This is a genomic window from Arthrobacter sp. LFS091 (assembly GCF_047977885.1).
In the GTDB taxonomy this organism is placed as follows: domain Bacteria; phylum Actinomycetota; class Actinomycetes; order Actinomycetales; family Micrococcaceae; genus Arthrobacter.
This window is the reverse complement of the sequence record NZ_JBFPFP010000010.1, coordinates 12,474-29,941: the sequence shown is the minus strand read 5'-3', so window position 1 is coordinate 29,941 and position 17,468 is coordinate 12,474. Positions and strand designations below refer to the sequence as shown.

Annotated in this window: 16 protein-coding genes and 1 tRNA gene; 4 read left to right on the top strand and 13 right to left on the bottom strand. The window is 63.6% G+C overall.

Features of this window, described 5'->3' with window-relative positions:
• Nucleotides 1–26: 26 nt before the first annotated feature.
• Nucleotides 27–1,085, bottom strand: a complete 1,059-nt coding sequence (locus ACNQOP_RS18145; protein ID WP_284987244.1) for an ROK family protein — start codon at nt 1,083–1,085, stop codon at nt 27–29.
• Between the two features lie 186 nt (nt 1,086–1,271).
• Here ACNQOP_RS18145 and ACNQOP_RS18140 point away from each other — a divergent pair, with 186 nt between their 5' ends.
• Nucleotides 1,272–3,083, top strand: a complete 1,812-nt coding sequence (locus tag ACNQOP_RS18140; protein WP_416405360.1) for an AMP-dependent synthetase/ligase — start codon at nt 1,272–1,274, stop codon at nt 3,081–3,083.
• A gap of 84 nt (nt 3,084–3,167) precedes the next feature.
• Here the strand turns inward: ACNQOP_RS18140 and ACNQOP_RS18135 are convergent, their stop codons facing one another.
• Complete coding sequence (locus tag ACNQOP_RS18135) at nt 3,168–6,563, bottom strand: pyruvate carboxylase (protein ID WP_284987242.1); 3,396 nt, start codon at nt 6,561–6,563, stop codon at nt 3,168–3,170.
• A gap of 302 nt (nt 6,564–6,865) precedes the next feature.
• Here ACNQOP_RS18135 and ACNQOP_RS18130 point away from each other — a divergent pair, with 302 nt between their 5' ends.
• On the top strand, nt 6,866–7,675 hold the full coding sequence (locus ACNQOP_RS18130) for a ParA family protein (protein ID WP_284987241.1): 810 nt from the start codon (nt 6,866–6,868) through the stop codon (nt 7,673–7,675).
• An 89-nt stretch (nt 7,676–7,764) separates the two neighbouring features.
• Here the strand turns inward: ACNQOP_RS18130 and ACNQOP_RS18125 are convergent, their stop codons facing one another.
• From ACNQOP_RS18125 to gcvH, 5 genes are all read right to left on the bottom strand, one after another.
• Nucleotides 7,765–8,358: a MerR family transcriptional regulator gene (locus tag ACNQOP_RS18125; protein WP_011774391.1), complete on the bottom strand. Its 594-nt coding sequence runs from the start codon at nt 8,356–8,358 to the stop codon at nt 7,765–7,767.
• A gap of 236 nt (nt 8,359–8,594) precedes the next feature.
• Complete coding sequence (locus ACNQOP_RS18120; RefSeq protein WP_231339091.1) at nt 8,595–9,098, bottom strand: bifunctional nuclease family protein; 504 nt, start codon at nt 9,096–9,098, stop codon at nt 8,595–8,597.
• Entirely contained in the window at nt 9,098–9,814 is a 717-nt protein-coding gene (locus tag ACNQOP_RS18115) for a MerR family transcriptional regulator (RefSeq protein ID WP_257371341.1), read from the bottom strand. Before ACNQOP_RS18115 ends, ACNQOP_RS18120 begins: the two co-directional genes overlap by 1 nt.
• A gap of 20 nt (nt 9,815–9,834) precedes the next feature.
• Complete coding sequence (locus tag ACNQOP_RS18110; RefSeq protein WP_235520410.1) at nt 9,835–10,311, bottom strand: FHA domain-containing protein; 477 nt, start codon at nt 10,309–10,311, stop codon at nt 9,835–9,837.
• 133 nt (nt 10,312–10,444) lie between these two features.
• Complete coding sequence (gcvH, locus tag ACNQOP_RS18105) at nt 10,445–10,831, bottom strand: glycine cleavage system protein GcvH (RefSeq protein ID WP_211711344.1); 387 nt, start codon at nt 10,829–10,831, stop codon at nt 10,445–10,447.
• Between the two features lie 117 nt (nt 10,832–10,948).
• Between gcvH and ACNQOP_RS18100 the strand changes: the two genes are divergently transcribed.
• The gene (locus ACNQOP_RS18100; RefSeq protein WP_284987240.1) at nt 10,949–11,107 is read left to right on the top strand and encodes a hypothetical protein; all 159 of its coding nucleotides are present in this window, start codon (nt 10,949–10,951) and stop codon (nt 11,105–11,107) included.
• An 80-nt stretch (nt 11,108–11,187) separates the two neighbouring features.
• Here the strand turns inward: ACNQOP_RS18100 and ACNQOP_RS18095 are convergent, their stop codons facing one another.
• Complete coding sequence (locus ACNQOP_RS18095) at nt 11,188–12,396, bottom strand: MFS transporter (protein ID WP_416405359.1); 1,209 nt, start codon at nt 12,394–12,396, stop codon at nt 11,188–11,190.
• Nucleotides 12,397–12,570: 174 nt separating this feature from the next.
• Here ACNQOP_RS18095 and ACNQOP_RS18090 point away from each other — a divergent pair, with 174 nt between their 5' ends.
• A complete protein-coding gene (locus ACNQOP_RS18090) occupies nt 12,571–13,017 on the top strand; it encodes a MarR family winged helix-turn-helix transcriptional regulator (RefSeq protein WP_257371301.1) in 447 nt (148 codons plus the stop codon).
• Nucleotides 13,018–13,144: 127 nt separating this feature from the next.
• On the opposite strand, the gene ACNQOP_RS18085 is transcribed toward ACNQOP_RS18090, so the two are convergent.
• The 5 genes from ACNQOP_RS18085 to ACNQOP_RS18065 form a co-directional block, all read right to left on the bottom strand.
• Nucleotides 13,145–13,221 (bottom strand) — tRNA-Pro (locus tag ACNQOP_RS18085).
• Between the two features lie 141 nt (nt 13,222–13,362).
• A complete protein-coding gene (der, locus tag ACNQOP_RS18080) occupies nt 13,363–14,913 on the bottom strand; it encodes a ribosome biogenesis GTPase Der (RefSeq protein ID WP_235520406.1) in 1,551 nt (516 codons plus the stop codon).
• 10 nt (nt 14,914–14,923) lie between these two features.
• Nucleotides 14,924–15,658, bottom strand: coding sequence for a lysophospholipid acyltransferase family protein (locus ACNQOP_RS18075; RefSeq protein ID WP_416405358.1), 735 nt, complete (start codon nt 15,656–15,658; stop codon nt 14,924–14,926).
• Complete coding sequence (gene cmk, locus ACNQOP_RS18070; RefSeq protein ID WP_257371299.1) at nt 15,648–16,361, bottom strand: (d)CMP kinase; 714 nt, start codon at nt 16,359–16,361, stop codon at nt 15,648–15,650. Before cmk ends, ACNQOP_RS18075 begins: the two co-directional genes overlap by 11 nt.
• A complete protein-coding gene (locus ACNQOP_RS18065; RefSeq protein ID WP_416405357.1) occupies nt 16,361–17,467 on the bottom strand; it encodes a prephenate dehydrogenase in 1,107 nt (368 codons plus the stop codon). Before ACNQOP_RS18065 ends, cmk begins: the two co-directional genes overlap by 1 nt.
• Nucleotide 17,468: the final 1 nt, after the last annotated feature.

Sequence of the window (17,468 nt, the reverse complement as noted above, 5' to 3'; positions counted from 1 at the left end):
CTTACGTCCCCTTTGGTCCTGCGGACTTAGCTGTGCGCGCGGCCGCTGACCCGCGATAGGTCTGCAGCACCGATCATCCCGGCCCGCGGACCGAGGGCGGCCAGGTCAATCCTGGCCATGGGGCGGAATCCGCGCCCGGTAAGGTTTTTGGCGAACGATTCCCGCGCCGGGCCAGCGAGCAACTCCCCTGCATCGCACAGCCCCCCGCCGATCACGAACGTTCCGGGGTCGAGGGCAGCTGCGAGGTTGGCCAGGCCCAGTCCCAACCATTCTCCCTGGTCGGCCAAAAGCTCCCGGGAGGTGGCGTCCCCGGCCAGGGCCAGGGATGTGACGGTGGCCCCGGTCATGTTCTCGGCCGTGCCACCTGCCCTTTCCAGGAGCGCCCGCCCCTCGGGAGAGTTCGTCCGGACCAGTTGCCGGGCTTCCCTTCCCAAGGCGTTGCCTGAGGCATACTGCTCCCAGCACCCTCGGTTACCGCATTCGCATCGGTGCCCTCCGGGGAAAATGATCTGGTGGCCGAATTCGCCGGCCACGCCGTATCGGCCGCGCTCCACCTTGCCATCCATCACCATGGCACCACCAATACCTGTACCCAAGGTGATGCACACCAAGCGGCTCTCACCGCGTCCTGCACCGAAGCGCCACTCTGCCCAGGCCGCCGCGTCGGCGTCGTTGGTCAGCAGGACCGGCCGCCGGAGCAGTTTTTGCAGGCTGTCCCGCAGCGGCTCATTGCGCCAGGCCAGATGGGGGCTGAAGAGGACCGTGCCGCCGTCGAGGTCCATCCACCCTGCAGCACCGATTCCCACCGAAGCGACACGGTGTCCGGCGCTGAGCTCGTCAACGAGCTCCACAATGGTCTGTTCCACAGCGCGGGGGTCGGCCCCTGGAGTCGAGCGGCGGGCTTCAGCGAGGACGCGCCCCTCCGCGTCCACCACGCCGGCCGCCACCTTGGTGCCGCCTATGTCGATCCCGATCGCCAGCCCGCGCCGGCCCATGTGGCTGCGGCGCGCACCCCAGGGAACATCCTTGAAGACCGGCGCTGGAGGCCTGAGTCGGGCACGGGAGCTGGACCTAATTGCGGGCATCCCATCATCCTATTCGCCAGCCCCCGCACAACGGGAACCGGGTGCTCCAGAAGGGGTCAAGTTGCTTGGATTGACGGGTGATCCGTAAAGTTACTCGCCAGTAGGTGAAATAGAACACACCTCCATGAGCGGGCATACTAGAGTGAAAGCAGCCCCTCGTGGCCCGTGCATATCAAAGGAGCTAGCGTGCGTGAAATCAGTGTTCCTCCCCTCGTGAGCATCGCTCCGGAAACCAACATCACGGACTTCGTGATTCGGGCAGCGGAGAAGGCATCCAACCCTGCACTGTTTTCCAAGCTGGACAGCAACGCCCAGTGGCAGGACATTCGCGCCAAGGATTTCCTCGCGGACGTCCAGGCCCTGGCCAAGGGCCTGATTGCCAGTGGAGTAGGGCAGGGCGACCGCGTCGGAATCATGTCCAGGACCCGGTACGAATGGTCCCTCGTTGATTTCGCCATCTGGTTTGCCGGCGCAGTCTCGGTGCCCATCTATGAAACGTCCTCCCCCTCGCAGGTGGCGTGGAACCTGGGCGATTCCGGTGCAGTGGCGGCCTTTGGCGAAGCAGCCCACCACGAGGACATCATCCGCCAGGCGGTTGCCGCGGAAGATATCAGCTCGGTAGCCAACGTGTGGCAGCTTGAGGGTACGGGACTGGATGCACTCCGCGCTGCCGGCGCGGGAGTATCCGATGACGAACTCGAATCACGACGTTCCGCCGCGGGGCTGGCTGACCTTGCCACCATTATCTACACGTCAGGCACCACGGGCCGGCCGAAGGGGTGCGAACTGACCCATGGCAACTTCGTGGAGCTTTCAGAGAACGCCCGTGCGTCCCTCCCGGGAATCATCAACGAAAACGGCAAGACCATCATGTTCCTGCCCCTGGCCCACGTCTTTGCCCGCTTCATCTCGGTCCTGGCCGTGGCAGGTGGAGTCAAGGTGGCCCACACCCCCGATATCAAGAACCTGCTGGCCGATCTGCAGAGCTTCCAGCCCACCTTCATCCTTGCTGTCCCCCGCGTCTTTGAGAAGGTTTACAACTCAGCGCTGACCAAGGCGGAGGACGGCGGTAAGGGTGCGATCTTCCACCGGGCCGTGGACACGGCGATCGCCTACTCCAAAGCCCGCCAGTCCGGGTCACTGGGGCTCGGGCTGAAGATCAAGCATGCCGTGTTCGACAAACTCGTCTACGGAAAGCTCCGGGATGCCATGGGCGGCCACGTCGCCCATGCCGTGTCCGGTGGCGGTCCCTTAGGGGAACGCCTGGGCCACTTCTTCCAGGGCATTGGACTCCAGATCCTGGAAGGGTACGGGCTCACGGAGACCACGGCCCCGATTTCGGTCAACACACCCTCCATGATCAAGATCGGCACAGTGGGCGCTCCCCTGCCCGGTAACTCCGTGAAGATCGCTGACGACGGCGAAATCCTTGCCAAGGGTGTATGTGTGATGCGCGGCTACTTCAACCGGCCGGACCTGACTGAAGAGACCTTCACTGATGGATGGTTCCGCACGGGCGACATTGGCGAACTGGACAGCAACGGGTTCCTGAAGATCACAGGCCGGAAGAAGGAAATCATCGTCACCGCCGGCGGCAAGAACGTGGTTCCGGCCCTCCTTGAGGACCAGATCCGCGCCGATGCGCTGGTCTCACAGGTCCTGGTGGTTGGCGACAACCGCCCCTTCATCGGCGCTCTGGTCACCTTGGACGAAGAGGCCCTGCCGGGGTGGCTGGAACGTCACGGACTCCCCGCCAAAACCTCACTCGACGAGGCTGCCGGGCACGCGGTGGTCAGGGCCGCCGTGCAGGAACTGGTCAGCAAGGCCAACCAGTCTGTTTCCCAGGCCGAGGCGATCAAGTCCTTCCGGATCGTCACCGCCGACTTTACGGAAGCCTCAGGCCACCTAACCCCCTCCCTGAAGGTCAAGCGCGCCCAGGTCATGAAGGACTTTGACGCGATCATCGAGGAGATGTATTCGGCGCCCCGCGCCTCCTAGCGAACGCAGCCCACGGCGAACAAAAAAGTACCCCGTCCCACATTGATCAAGTCAATGCGGACGGGGTACTTTTTTTGCCGATTGCTAGCCGATCACCAGCAGCAGATCGCCACCTTGGACCTGCTCCACCGAAGAAATGGCGAGCCGCGAAACCGTGCCTGCCACCGGCGTCGTAATCGACGCTTCCATCTTCATGGCCTCAATGGTGGCAACGGTGTCGCCTGCGTTCACGACGTCCCCTGCCTTGACCGTGACGGTGACGGCACCGGCGAACGGAGCCGCTACCTGGCCCGGCTGCGCGGGGTCGGCCTTCTCCGCAGCCTTGACGTTGCTGACCACGGATCGGTCCCGGACAACCACGGGGCGGGACTGGCCGTTGAGGGTACACATGACGGTACGCATGCCCTTCTCATCGGCCTCGGACACAGCCTCCAGCTGCGCGATGAGGCGTACACCCTTCTCCAGCTCGATCACGTGCTCTTCACCGTGCTGGAAACCGTAGAGGTAGTCACGGGTATCGAGCACCGAGATGTTTCCGTAGCTTTCAACACTCTTCAGGTAGTCCTTGGTGGGCCCTGCGAAGAGGAGCCGGTTCAGTGTGTGCTGTCGGGTCTTGGAGTCACCCTTGAGGGCTGCACTGTCCTCGGCGCTGATCTGCACGTCGCGGACCTTGACGCTGCGTCCCTGGAGGGCCTTGGTGCGGAACGGCTCAGGCCAACCTCCCGGAGGATTACCGAGTTCGCCCGACAGGAAGCCGATGACGGAGTCCGGGATGTCGTAGTTCTGCGGATTCTCGTTGAAGTCCGCGGGGTCTGCGTTCAGTCCCACCAGGTGCAGTGCGAGGTCGCCCACCACCTTGGAGGACGGCGTCACCTTGACCAGCCGGCCGAGGATCCGGTCAGCTGCGGTGTACATATCCTCGATGGCTTCGAACTGCTCCCCGAGACCAAGGGCAATCGCCTGCTGGCGGAGGTTGGACAGCTGGCCACCAGGGATCTCGTGCTGGTAGACGCGGCCTGTGGGACCCGGCAATCCTGACTCAAAGGGAGCGTAGACCCTGCGGACCGCTTCCCAGTAGGGCTCCAGGGCGCCCACATTGTCCAGGCTCAATCCGGTGTCACGGGGAGTGTTGGCCAAGGCCGCAACCAGTGCGGACGCTGCGGGCTGGCTGGTGGTTCCCGCCAGGGAAGCTGCAGCTACGTCAACGGCGTCCACGCCTGCGTCCACGGCCGCCAGCAGGGTTGCCAGCTGGCCGCCCGCGGTGTCGTGCGTGTGCAGGTGGACCGGAAGGTCGAACCGCTCACGCAGCGCCGAGACCAGCTTCGCGGCGGCTGCGGGACGCAACAAGCCGGCCATATCCTTGATCGCAAGGATGTGCGCGCCGGCGTCGACGATCTTTTGCGCGAGGTCCAGGTAGTAGTCAAGTGTGTACAGGTCCTCGTTGGGGTCAAGGAGGTTACCTGTGTAACACAAGGCCACTTCGGCCACAGCCGTGCCGGTCGCACGCACGGCGCGGATGGCCGGCGCCATCTGGTTCACGTCATTGAGGGCGTCGAAGATACGGAAGATGTCGATACCCGTGGCGGCGGCCTCGTTAACGAATGCCTCCGTCACCTCTTCCGGGTACGGGGTGTAACCCACGGTGTTGCGTCCGCGGAGGAGCATCTGGATACAGGTATTCGGCAACGCCTGGCGCAAAGCAGCCAAGCGGTCCCAGGGGTCCTCGCCAAGGAAGCGGAGCGCGACGTCGTAGGTCGCCCCACCCCAGGCTTCGACGGAGAGGAGTTCCGGCATCAGGGCCGTCACTGCGGGGCCGGCGGCCACCAGGTCACGCGTACGGACGCGGGTGGCCAGCAAGGACTGGTGGGCGTCACGGAAGGTCGTGTCCGTAACCGCCACGGCCTGCTGTTCGCGAAGAGCCTTCGCGAAGCCGTCCGGACCCAGCTCCAACAACTTCTGGCGGGACCCTGAGGTGGGGACCGGGCCCTCGACGGCGGGTAGCTTGCTGGCAGGGTCGGAGTGGACCTTGAGCTCGCCGTTCGGCTTGTTCACTGTCACCTCCGCCAACCAAGTGAGCAGCTTGGTGCCGCGGTCAGCGGAGATGTGCGACTTGAGCAGTTCAGGGCGCTTGTCGATGAAGTCGGTGGCCACGTTGCCCGCGTTGAAGTCGGGGTCCGCGAGAACAGCCTGAAGGAAGGGAATGTTCGTGGAAACGCCGCGGATGCGGAACTCCGCCAGCGCCCGTCGTGCGCGGGCTACCGCAGCGCCATAGTCCCGGCCACGGCAGGTGAGTTTGACCAGCATGGAGTCGAAGTGCGGGCTGATCTCGGCACCCGAGTAGACGGTACCGCCGTCGAGCCTGACTCCAGCGCCGCCAGCGGAGCGGTACCCGGTAATCTTTCCGACATCCGGGCGGAAGCCGTTGGCCGGGTCCTCCGTGGTAATGCGGCACTGAATAGCCGCTCCCTTGATGGAGACCGAGTCCTGGCTCAGTCCGAGATCCGCCAGGGTCTCCCCCGAAGCAATCCGCATCTGGGCCTGCACGAGGTCGACGTCCGTGATCTCTTCGGTCACCGTATGTTCCACCTGGATACGGGGGTTCATTTCGATGAAGACGTGCTGGCCGGCACGTTCACCCTCGGTGTCCACCAGGAACTCGACCGTTCCGGCATTGACGTAGTTGAGGGCCTTCGCGAAAGCGACAGCATCGCGGTACAGCGCCTGGCGGATGTTCTCGTCCAGGTTTGGCGCAGGAGCGATCTCCACTACCTTCTGGTGGCGTCGCTGGAGTGAACAGTCACGCTCAAAGAGGTGCATGACGTTGCCCTCGGCATCAGCCAGGATCTGCACCTCGATGTGGCGCGGGCGCAGCACTGCCTGCTCGAGGAACATCGTGGGATCGCCAAAGGCGGCGTCAGCCTCGCGCATCGCGGACTGCAACGCCTCCGGCAAGGCCTCGCGTGTTTCCACGCGCCGCATGCCACGGCCACCACCACCGGCGACGGCCTTGGCGAAGATGGGGAACCCGATCTCGTCTGCGGCGGCAATGAGCTCATCAAGGTCCTTGGAAGGCTTGCTCGACTTCAGGACCGGGACGCCGGCTTTGCGTGCCGCTTCCAGGGCTGCGACCTTGTTGCCTGCCAACTCCAGCACCTCGGCCGGAGGACCGACGAAGGTGATTCCGGCGGCTTTGGCAGCACGTGCCAGATCCGGGTTTTCCGAAAGGAACCCATAGCCGGGGTAGATGGCGTCAGCGCCGGCTTCCTTGGCGACGCGGACAACCTCCTCCACGTCCAGGTACGCGCGGACGGGATGGCCCACCTCGCCGATCAAATAAGCTTCGTCGGCCTTTTGCCGGTGGATCGAGTTGCGATCCTCATGCGGAAAGACGGCTACGGTCTTGGCGCCCAGTTCATAACCAGCGCGAAACGCCCTGATCGCGATTTCGCCGCGATTGGCCACCAGAATTTTCGAAAACATACTTCTCCTGCATCATTGCGGGTGGATCGGTCGGTGGTCACAGTGTGTAGTGCCGCCAGCATCAAACACAAATCTTTGTGGCAACCATCACAAAGGAATCGTCATGTGGGCTGTATATGCGTGCGCGCGACCCGACGCCGTGCTATCGGGAGAGGTTCCGTTGGCCGCCCGGGCGCGTAGAAAGCGGGAATCCGTGGCGATGCACCATATGATGTTGAGGGGGTTCGGCAAACCCCGGCTCCGGTGCGTCCGGAGCCGAATCAGCGCGATACGGCAACCGGCGTTAGGTTTTGGTTTTTCAAGTGCAAGTAGTCAGCATCAGCAGCCTCAAAGGTGGCGTCGGAAAGACGTCCGTGACCACTGGCCTGGCGTCCGCGGCCCTCGCAGCCGGCATCCCCACCCTGGTGGTGGACCTCGACCCGCACGCCGACGCCACGACGGCCCTTGGCGTGCAGCCGGGCTCGCAACTGGACATCGGCAGGATGCTGAAGAGCCCCCGCAAAGCCAAAATCCAGGAGAACGTTGCCGGCAGCAGCTGGGTTTCCAACGGCTCCAGCAACGGCACGTTGGATGTCGCCGTCGGCTCGGCCTTCACTGGAATCTATGACCGACCGGACCTGGGGCGCCGCGATCTTCGCAGACTGTCCGCGGTGCTGGCGGGTACTGCCGCCTACGAACTTGTCCTGGTGGATTGCCCTCCGTCCCTCAATGGCCTGACGCGCATGGCCTGGAGCGCCAGCGACCGCGTGGTCCTGGTCGCTGAGCCGGGGTTGTTCTCCGTGGCCGGCACCGAGCGCACCATGCGCGCCATTCAGTTGTTCCGCCAGGAGTTCGCGCCCAACCTGGCCCCCGCCGGCATCGTTGCCAACCGGGTACGCACAGGATCGGCTGAGCACACGTTCCGCTTGGCCGAGATGGAATCCATGTTCGGGGAGCTGCTTTTGACGCCCCACATCCCCGAACAGGCCAACTGGCAGCAGATCCAGGGTGCTGCGCATTCGGTCCACCACTGGCCCGGTGACTCGGCCAAGAATTCCGCCAAGCTCTTCGACGCCCTCCTCCAGAATCTGCTGGAAGGCCAATCCGCCGTGCGGGACCGCCGTCAGCGGTAGCCTCCCCGCTACTACGCAACACAGAAAGGGCCTCTCCCCCGTGGGGAAGAGGCCCTTTCTGTGTCCTGCGAATTCTTTGTGGTTGGTTCCTAGCCGATGCGGCGCGCTACCCGCCGCTTGCTCAATTCGTCGTCCGGAAAGGACTGCTCGGCGGCATGCTCGCTCGGAAGGGCGGCCAGGCTTCCCTCAACTTCCCGCCATACGCGCCCAACGGCGATACCAAATACACCCTGCCCGCCCTGCACCAGGTCAATGACCTCATCGGCTGACGTACATTCATACACGCTGGCGCCATCGCTCATCAGGGTGATTTGGGCGAGGTCCTCGACGCCGCGCTCCCGCAGGTGCTCCACCGCGGTCCGGATCTGCTGGAGGGAGACTCCAGTGTCGAGCAGGCGCTTCACCACTTTGAGGACCAGGATGTCCCTGAAGCCATACAGACGCTGCGAACCGGAGCCGGCCGCCCCGCGGACTGCAGGCTCAACCAGGCCCGTACGCGCCCAGTAGTCGAGTTGCCGGTACGTGATGCCTGCGGCTTTGCAAGCGGTGGGGCCGCGGTAGCCCGCGTCCTCGTCCAGCACAGGAAGGTCCTCTGTAAAGAGCAAACCTTGGGCGCCGGATGCGGGCGCAGCAATGCCGGCAGAGGACTGCTTCAGCTCGCCTGCTTCGCCTTTCGGACTCACGTGACCTCCTTGTTCTCAGTTCCCTTGGGGACGGTGCACACACCCATACAACACCGAAATGCAGCATTGTAATTCCCGCAAGACGGCACCTTCCAGTGTGACTTGCGTGGGCATCGGATGCAACGGGAACTTGATACCTTCGACGTTAGGCCCGCGGAGGTCCGAAATCAAAGACCTTGGGCCCGAATTCACATCGTGTCGAAAGTTTCACCCTCAACTTTAGGCTTAGGGTGCCGTCAGCCCTCGAAATCCTCAGGCTCGACGTCATCGAGGAACTCACGGAAGCGGCGCATCTCACGCTCTTCGTCCACCGTTGGATCCGGTTCCGAGTCTTCGCCTTCGTCGTGTTCGGTAATGCGGACGCCGGCTTCTTCCATCACGGCATCGGCACACCAGATACGGCATTTGGCCCGCAAGGCAAGTGCCAACGCATCCGACGCGCGCGAACTGACTACCGTGCCGTCGTCGAACTGCAGTTGTCCGTAGAAGATGTTGTCCTCCACGGCGACAATGTTGACGCTGATGATCGAATGCCCCAAGGACTCCACCACGTCCACCAGGAGATCATGGGTCATGGGCCGTGGAGGGACGACGCCCTGCTGGGCAAGGGCAATGGCGCTGGCCTCAGGGGTACCTATCCAAATGGGAACATGACGCTCGCCATTGAGTTCCCGCAGGAGGACCAGCGGCTGGTTGGACGGCAGTTCGATCCGGACGCCGACGATTTCGACCTCGATCATCAGCCGTCCATCCGGGAAATGTGTCCGTGGACCAGGGCCCTGTGAAGAGTCAGGCAGAGGTCACTGATCTCGCGGGCGGCCTCGGCTGCCCGCGCTTGGGAAGCGGCGTCGCGGCGGGATGTCAACGGAGCGACAGCCCGTTCGACCAACCCAAATTCGCGTTCCGCAGCAGCCTGGAAAGGACGGAGGTGACGCGGTTCCAGCCCATGGCCCTCCAGTTGGACACATGCCCTGGCGACCTGAAGAGCATGTTCATCGAACTTCCCGCCGCTGTGGCTGATCAGTCCGAAACTCAGGAGCGACTCCAACAACGGCACGCTGGCGCCGGACTCGGCACGCAGTTGCTCTTCCGTCAGGGCGCGGGCACGCCCCTGCACGTCTGCCGCCATCTCGGCGGAGACCACCCGGGGAGAAACCGTGACGCCCGGCGGGAGGTTTTCGGGGCGCTCTCCACGGTCAATGGCGTCGAGGTAGTCCTTGATGACTTTGAGCGGCAAGTACTGGTCCCGCTGCAGGGCCAGCACAAAACGGAGCCGCTCCACGTCGTGATCGGCGTACTGCCTGTAGCCGGCAGGAGTCCTCTTGGGGTTAATGAGGCCCTTTTCCTCGAGGAAACGGATCTTGGACGCAGACATCCCCGGAAAGTCGTCGCTCAGCTGAGCAAGGACTTCCCCGATGTTAAGGACCTGCGGTCCGCGGCGGTCCGGCTGGGCAATAGCCACAGGCAGATACCCCGTCAGACTTGGCCTGCAGCGCGGACAGGGCTCAGGTAGTAGGTCAACCGGAACTTGCCGATCTGGACCTCGTTGCCGCTCTTGAGCTGCACGCGGTCCACGCGGTCGTGGTTGACGTACGTTCCGTTAAGGCTGCCCATGTCCACCAGCTCAAAACCGGTAGCCGTCCGGAGGAACTGGACATGCTTCCGGGACACGGTGACATCGTCAAGGAAGATGTCCGCATCGGGGTGGCGTCCAGCCGTGGTGGTGTCTGCATCGAGCAGGAACCTGGCACCGGCGTTAGGGCCGCTGTGCGCGATCAGCAACGCCGAGTTCGGCGGCAGGGCGTCCACCGACGCCCGCTCCTCGGCACCCAGCTGGGGTGCGATGCTGGGCTCATCCCACGTTGGCGTGATGCTGATCGAGGTGGTCTCCGACGTAGGCTGCTCCTCCGCGCCGTTCCCGACATTGGCTTGATTCTGTTCGCCGCCAACCATGGAATTTCCTCCTCATCCGCTGGCATTTCCAAACCTGCCAGCACTTCCGCATCCCGGTACCGCCGGGCAAATCGGTTCCCGGCCCGCCGTACCCCCTCCCACAAGGGGAAACGGCCTGACGGGCCAGATAACTTTAGCCTACCTGTTGTTCGTACTCCGATGCACTGAGCAGGGAATCCACGGCATCTGCCTCGGCCAGTTTTACTTCGATCAGCCAACCTTCGCCGTAAGGGTCGGAGTTGATAAGGGCAGGGTCAGTATCAAGGGCGTCATTGCGGTTGATGACTTCTCCCGTCACCGGAGCGTAAATATCACTGACACTCTTAGTCGACTCAACCTCCCCCACCACTTGGTTTCCGGTGACTTTGGTGCCCGGTTCGGGCATCTGGGCGTACACGACATCGCCCAGCGCGTCCTGGGCGAAGTCCGTGATGCCAATCCGCACCACCCCTTCGGAGTCCGGGGCGGATACCCATTCGTGTTCCGCGGTGTAGGACAGGTCTGCTGGAATATTGCTCACGGGCGGCCTTTCATCGGGATATTGACGAATCTCGACGGCGGCCCGCAATGCTGGCCACCGCTGAAAGTATAGGCACATTTCCCCTGCACCCAAGGGGTCTCTGCCATGATTGACCCCATGACTGAACAAGCACAAGTACCAGCTCGGAAAAAGGGCAATGCGGGGGTCAAAGCCATTCTGGTACTGGTGGCATTGTTTGTCGCCACGGGCGCCTGCTTTATCCTCGGCGCAGTACGGCAGAGTCTTGGAGCGAGCGTCCCGGCCGGGATGTTTTAGAGCTTCGTCTTCACCCTCTGTCAAAACCCGCCACGGAATAGTCCGTGGCGGGTTTACTTTTTTGCCGGTAGGGCTGACGCTCAGGCGACAGTCGCCCCGCGTGGTTCGCGCTCGACGTCGGACGCTGCAGCAGGTGCCGGGACTCCCCCGCGCTTGGCTGCGTCTGCCGCAATGACCATGACCACAAGAGCTGCGACCGTGATGCCCGCGCCGGCCCAGATGGGCGAGGTGTAGCCGAGGCCGGCTGTGATGGTGACCCCACCAAGCCAGGCCCCCAGCGCATTGCCCAGGTTGAAGGCACCAATGTTCGCACCGGACGCCAACGTGGGCGCCGTGGAGGCGAAGTGCATGACCCGCATCTGCAGGCCCGGAACTGTCGCGAACCCAAACCCGCCCATCAACGCCAGGGATACCAGGGTGGCTATGCTGTTGGACGCAGTGAGGGCGAAGAACACCAGCACGAGGACCAAGCCCGCGAGAATTACGATGAGCGTCTTGTCCAAGGCTTTGTCAGCTGCCTTCCCGCCGAGGAAGTTCCCCACAAAGAGTCCGCCTCCGAACAGCACCAGGAGCCACGGCACCGCATTGGACTCGAAACCGGAGACTTCGGTCAGGGTGAAAGCAATGTAGGTGAAAGCGCCGAACATTCCGCCGAAGCCCAGGATGGTGACCAGGATCGAGAGCCAGACCTGGCCGGACTTGAAGGCACCCAGTTCGCTGCGAAGGCCCTTGGTGGGTTCCGTGCTGGCCTTGGGGACCATGAGCGCGATGCCGAGGAGGGCGATGACGCCAATCGCAGTGATCGCCCAAAACGTGGAGCGCCAGCCGAAGTTCTGGCCCAGGAGGGTTCCAAAGGGCACGCCCAGCACATTGGCGGCGGTGAGGCCGGTGAACATGATGGCGATGGCTCCGGCCTTTTTGTGGGGCGCGACCAGGCTCGCGGCCACTACCGACCCGATACCGAAGAAGGCTCCATGGCATAGCGCGGCGATGATGCGTCCGATCAGCATGGCTGTGTAGCTGTCGGCGATCGCGGACAGGAAGTTGCCGGCAATGAACAGGACCAGCAAACCCATGAGGACAGGTTTGCGCGGCAGGCGGGTTACCGCAGCCGTCACCAGCAGGGCACCGACAGTGACGCTGAGGGCGTAGCCGGAAATGAACCATCCGGCAGAAGCCTCGCTGACCTGGAAGTCGGCAGCAACCTCCGGCAGGAGGCCCATGATCACGAATTCGGTCAGTCCGATGCCGAATCCGCCTAGGGCAAGGGCAATCAACCCTGCGGGCATGTGGAGCTCCTTATCTGGGTGGTTCCCACGGGAGTGGAAGTGCGCCCCCGGGAACCGTAGAATAATAGTTGCAGACGCTCTATATATAGTTGCACACGCTAGATACTTGCGCAAGCAACTACATTTGAGTGCGTCTGTCGGAGGCCAGCTAAACAACTGAGGAGCACAGCAAACATGGGCATCAAGGATGACGCCGTCGAGGTTCGGGCACAGGGCTGGCGAACCCTTGCGGCCCTGCATGGAAGCATCGAAGCGGAACTGGAGAAGGCACTCCAGGCTGCAAGCGAGCTGTCCGTCGTCGAATACACGGTCCTGGACGCCCTGAGCCGCCAGGACGGCTGGCACATGCGGATGCAGCAACTGGCCCGCGCCACGGCCCTGTCCAGCAGCGCCACTACCCGCTTGGTCAACCGACTGGAAGACCGCGGGCTCCTCACCCGCATTCTGTGCGCAGATGACCGTCGGGGCATTTACACCGAGCTGACGGCATCCGGTCAGAAATTGCTCGAGGCAGCCAAGCCGGTCCATGACGACACCCTGGCGGCGGCACTGGATGCGGCAGAGGCCGTGCCGGAGCTTGAACCCCTCGTCCGGGCGCTCGGCGCGCTGCAGAAGGCCTAGCCAGATCCCGGTCTTGTTCGCTTCCCCAGGCGTTGAACGCAGGGACCAACGGACAAGGCCGGGTGAAGTTGGCATCTTAACGACCAAAGGCCGGAATCGCCGCGTTTCCGCGTGATTCCGGCCTTCATGGTCGGGCTGACAGGATTTGAACCTGCGACCCCTTGACCCCCAGTCAAGTGCGCTACCAAGCTGCGCTACAGCCCGCTGGTTCCACCGTTCTCCGCCTAAGTTTTCCTCCGAAGAGTCCCACCTAAGCAGTCCGGCCGAACCACCTCCAAAAGCTTACACGAAGTTGGAGGGTGCCAACGCCATCTCAGCCAAACTCGGCTGTGATGCCCGTCTCACTCAGCGCTTCTTGCCACGCTTCTCGCGGACACGCATGTTGACTTCGATGGGCGTGCCCTCGAAACCGAACGTTTCGCGGAGGCGGCGGGTGATGAAACGGCGGTATCCCGGGTCCAGGAAGCCTGTGGTGAACAGGACGAACTTCGGCGGGCGGCTGGATGCCTGGGTGCCGAAGAGGATGCGCGGCTGCTTGCCACCACGGACGGGGTGCGGGTGCGCAGCGACCAGTTCGCCCAGGAACGCGTTCAGGCGTCCGGTGGGAATGCGGCGGTCCCAGCTCTCCAAGGCCGTGTCCAGGGCAGGGACCAAGCGGTCCTTGTGCCAGCCGGTCTTGGCTGAGATGTTGACGCGCGGCGCCCACTCGACGTGTGCCAGGTCCTGCTCGATTTCGCGTTCAAGGTAGCGCCGGCGTTCGTCGTCCAGCAGGTCCCACTTGTTGAACGCGAGAACCAGCGCACGGCCGGACTCGATAGCCAACTGGAGGATGCGGACATCCTGTTCACTGAGGACTTCGTCGACGGCAAGAAGCACGACGGCGACCTCCGCCTTTTCAAGCGCAGCCTGGGTACGCAAGGAGGCATAGAAGTCAGCACCCTGCGCCATGTGCTGGCGACGACGGATACCGGCAGTATCCACGAAGCGCCAGGTGCGGTCGCCGAGTTCGATGAACTCGTCAACCGGGTCACGCGTAGTACCGGCCAAGGTGTCAACCACTACACGCTCGGAGCCCGCAAGCTTGTTCAGGAGCGAGGACTTGCCCACGTTCGGGCGGCCGATCAGGGCGATACGGCGAGGTCCGCCGGTGCGGTCCACGCCTTCAACCAGGGAGTATTCGGGCAGCGTGTCCATGACGTGGTCAAGGAGGTCGGCGACACCGCGGCCGTGGAGCGCGGAAACGGGGTACGGCTCGCCAAAGCCAAGGCCCCACAAGGTAGCCGTATCGGCTTCCTGGGCGAAGTCGTCAACCTTGTTGGCCACCATGATGACCGGCTTCTTGCTCTTGCGGAGCATCTTCATGACGCCCTCGTCCGTGGCGGTCGCGCCCACGGCGGAGTCCACCACGAAGAGCACGGCGTCGGCGAGTTCCACAGCCATCTCTGCCTGCTCGGCGACCCGGGCGTGGATGCCCTTGGCGTCGTGCTCCCATCCACCGGTGTCCACGAGGGTGAAGTTGCGGCCGTTCCAGTGGGCCGAGTACATCACGCGGTCGCGGGTCACACCGGGGGTGTCTTCCACGACGGCTTCACGGCGGCCCAGGATGCGGTTGACCAGGGTGGATTTGCCCACGTTCGGTCGACCGATGATCGCAAGGACGGGGTCCAGCTTCAGGGGGCCTTCGTCGCCCTCGTCGCCGTACTCGCCACTGAGCAGCGCCGCATCTTCTTCATCGAGCTCGTAATCGTCCAGGCCCGCCCGGAGCGACGCGGCGCGAAGTTCGGCCTCCTCGTCATCCAGGGCAGCCAGGTTCTCCGCCACCTGGTCGGTGCCGGTGGGCGTGTATTCGTCGTCGCCGGCTCCGTGGAGTCCGGATTTTTGAGTCGTATCGCTCATTGCACTTTCCTTAGGGGTGGTCTGCCGGCGTCCCGGCTACTGCTGTTTGGCGGTGCTGCGAAGCGGGCGCTTCGGGCGCAGGCTCGCTGGGGAGGTCCTGGCCCGTGGCCCGGATGGCGTCCTGGACGTGTTCAGCCAGGGCCTCGCGGATGTCCGCAGCCGCCCTGTCCATTGAAACACGCCCGGGTTCGCCCTTCCGGCACTTCACCGTGACTGGTTCGCCGAAGCTGACATAGAGCTTCCGGCGTGGTTTGGGGATATGGTCCCGATGCTCGTCGCCCTGGCGGGTTCCAAGAATGGCGACCGGAATGACTGTCGCGGCGGAGTTCAGTACCAGCCAGGCAACTCCGCTGCTGATGCTTTCCGCCGAACCGCTCCCCCGGCTTCCTTCCGGGAGAATACCGACGCAATGACCGGCGTCGAGCAGTTTCTTACCCGTATGCAGGGCCGCGCGGCCGCCGGAACGGTCCACGGGGATCTGCCCGGAGCCCCTGAGGACCTTGCCGAGGATACCTGTGAACATCTCCTTCTTGACCAGGATGTGCATGGGACGGGGCGAAGCACCGAACATGACCGGGCCATCGAGGAAGCTGATGTGGTTGGCGGCGAAAACCACCGGGCCTGCCGCGGGCACGTTGCTTTTGCCCGTGACCTCTGTCCGGTAGACAACATGGTCAATGATCCATCCGATGGGTCGGCTCCAGAGCCGGCTCCATTGCGCGGGGAGCTGGTTCTTAGTCGCCATAAATGACCTTGCTGACAATAGCCAAGGCGGTATCCACTGTCTCCTCGAAGTCCAGGTCCGAAGAATCAAGTGTCACTACACCGTCGGCTGCCTGGGTGAAATTCACTACCGTGGAGTCCTTGGCATCCCGCTGGATGACCTGGGCGGCAAGTTGTTCCTTGCTCTGCGTACCGCCCAACTGGATCCCACGACGCCGGAGCCTGGCTTCCTCGCTGGCGGTCAGCAGCATGCGGACCTCGGCATTGGGTACGACGACGGTGGTGATGTCGCGCCCCTCCACCACCATGCGGTGGTGGTGCTGTCCGATGAGGTCCCGCTGCCGGCGAATGAGTTCCGTGCGCGCACCAAGGGTGGTGGCGACCGCACTGACGGAAGAAGAAATCAGGGGGTCCCGGATCTCTTCCGTGATGTCCGTCCCGTCCACGGCTACATACTCCGTGGCTGTGGACGTGCTGATTTCCAACGGAATCTTCTTGGAGGCGTCCTCCACCGCTGCGCCGTCGTGAAGGTCCACCCCGGTCTTGAGGCAGTACCACGTCAGGGCGCGGTACATGGCGCCGGTGTCGAGGTACGCCAGCTTCAAACGCCGGGCCACCTCTTTGCTGACGCTGGACTTCCCCGAACCTGACGGGCCATCGATGGCTATCACCAAAGGCTTACCGGGGCGGGCCACCGTTTCCGGGCCAAAGAATTCTCGTGTCATTACTGGAGTACCCGCCATCCACGGTCAGTCAGAGCTTCAACAAGGAGATCGTGTTTGCTGGGAAGCACGGAGAGCTCCACCATGCCCACGTTTTGGCCCGACGAATGGTCCAGCCGGAGGTCTTCGACGTTGACACCGATTTCCCCAATCTCCGTGAGGAGGTGCGCGATCTGGCCCGGCTTGTCGTCAACCAGGATGGTGAGCCAGGAGTATGCCTGCGGGGGCCCGCCGTGCTTGCCCGGAATCCGGGCCTGCCCCGCGTTGCCCTCGCTGATGAGTTGCGCCAGGTCGAGGCGGGCACCAGGTGCCAGTGGCTCTTCCAGGGTTCCGATCAGGCGGTTCAGGTCCTCGCGGACACCATGCAGGATCGATACCACTTTCTCCGCGTTGCCACCCAGGATCTGCACCCACAATGTGGGATCGCTGGCTGCAATGCGGGTGGTGTCCCTGAGCCCGTTGCCGGCCAGGGACAACGCATGGAGCGGGGTCCCCTGAAGACGGCTGGCGAGCAGGGATGACATGATCTGCGGCAAATGCGACACCAGGGCAACAGCTTCATCGTGCTCGTCCGCGGTGAACTGCGAAACAGTCGCACCGAGGTCTCCCGCCAGCGAACGGGCTACCTGCAGGGCCGCGCTTCGGGTCTCCTCCGTGGGGCAAACAACCCACGGCATGGACGTAAAAAGCTCACCGCGCGCCGCAACCGGACCGGACTTTTCACGGCCGGCCATGGGATGGGTGCCCACATACCGGGTGAGATCGACGCCCCGCTCCCGGAGTTCGCCCTGGATGCCGGCTTTCACGCTGGCGATGTCGACGACGACGGCGGACGGGTAGTCCACCAGCGCCTTCTCCACCACATCGGCCGTGACGTCAGGCGGTGCGGCAACCACGACAAGCTGAGGCTGCTCGTCAAGCTCGGCCAACGGGCGGCCCGCGCCGATATCCACGGCAACCGCCTGGTTGGTCGGTGATGGGTCAAAAAGGAACACGGGAACCCCGCGTCCGCGCAGGCCCAGGCCTATGCTGGCCCCAAGCAGGCCTGTACCGAGAACGACGACCGGGCCATCGAGATGGCCCCGGCCGTGCGTACCGAATGCCGACATG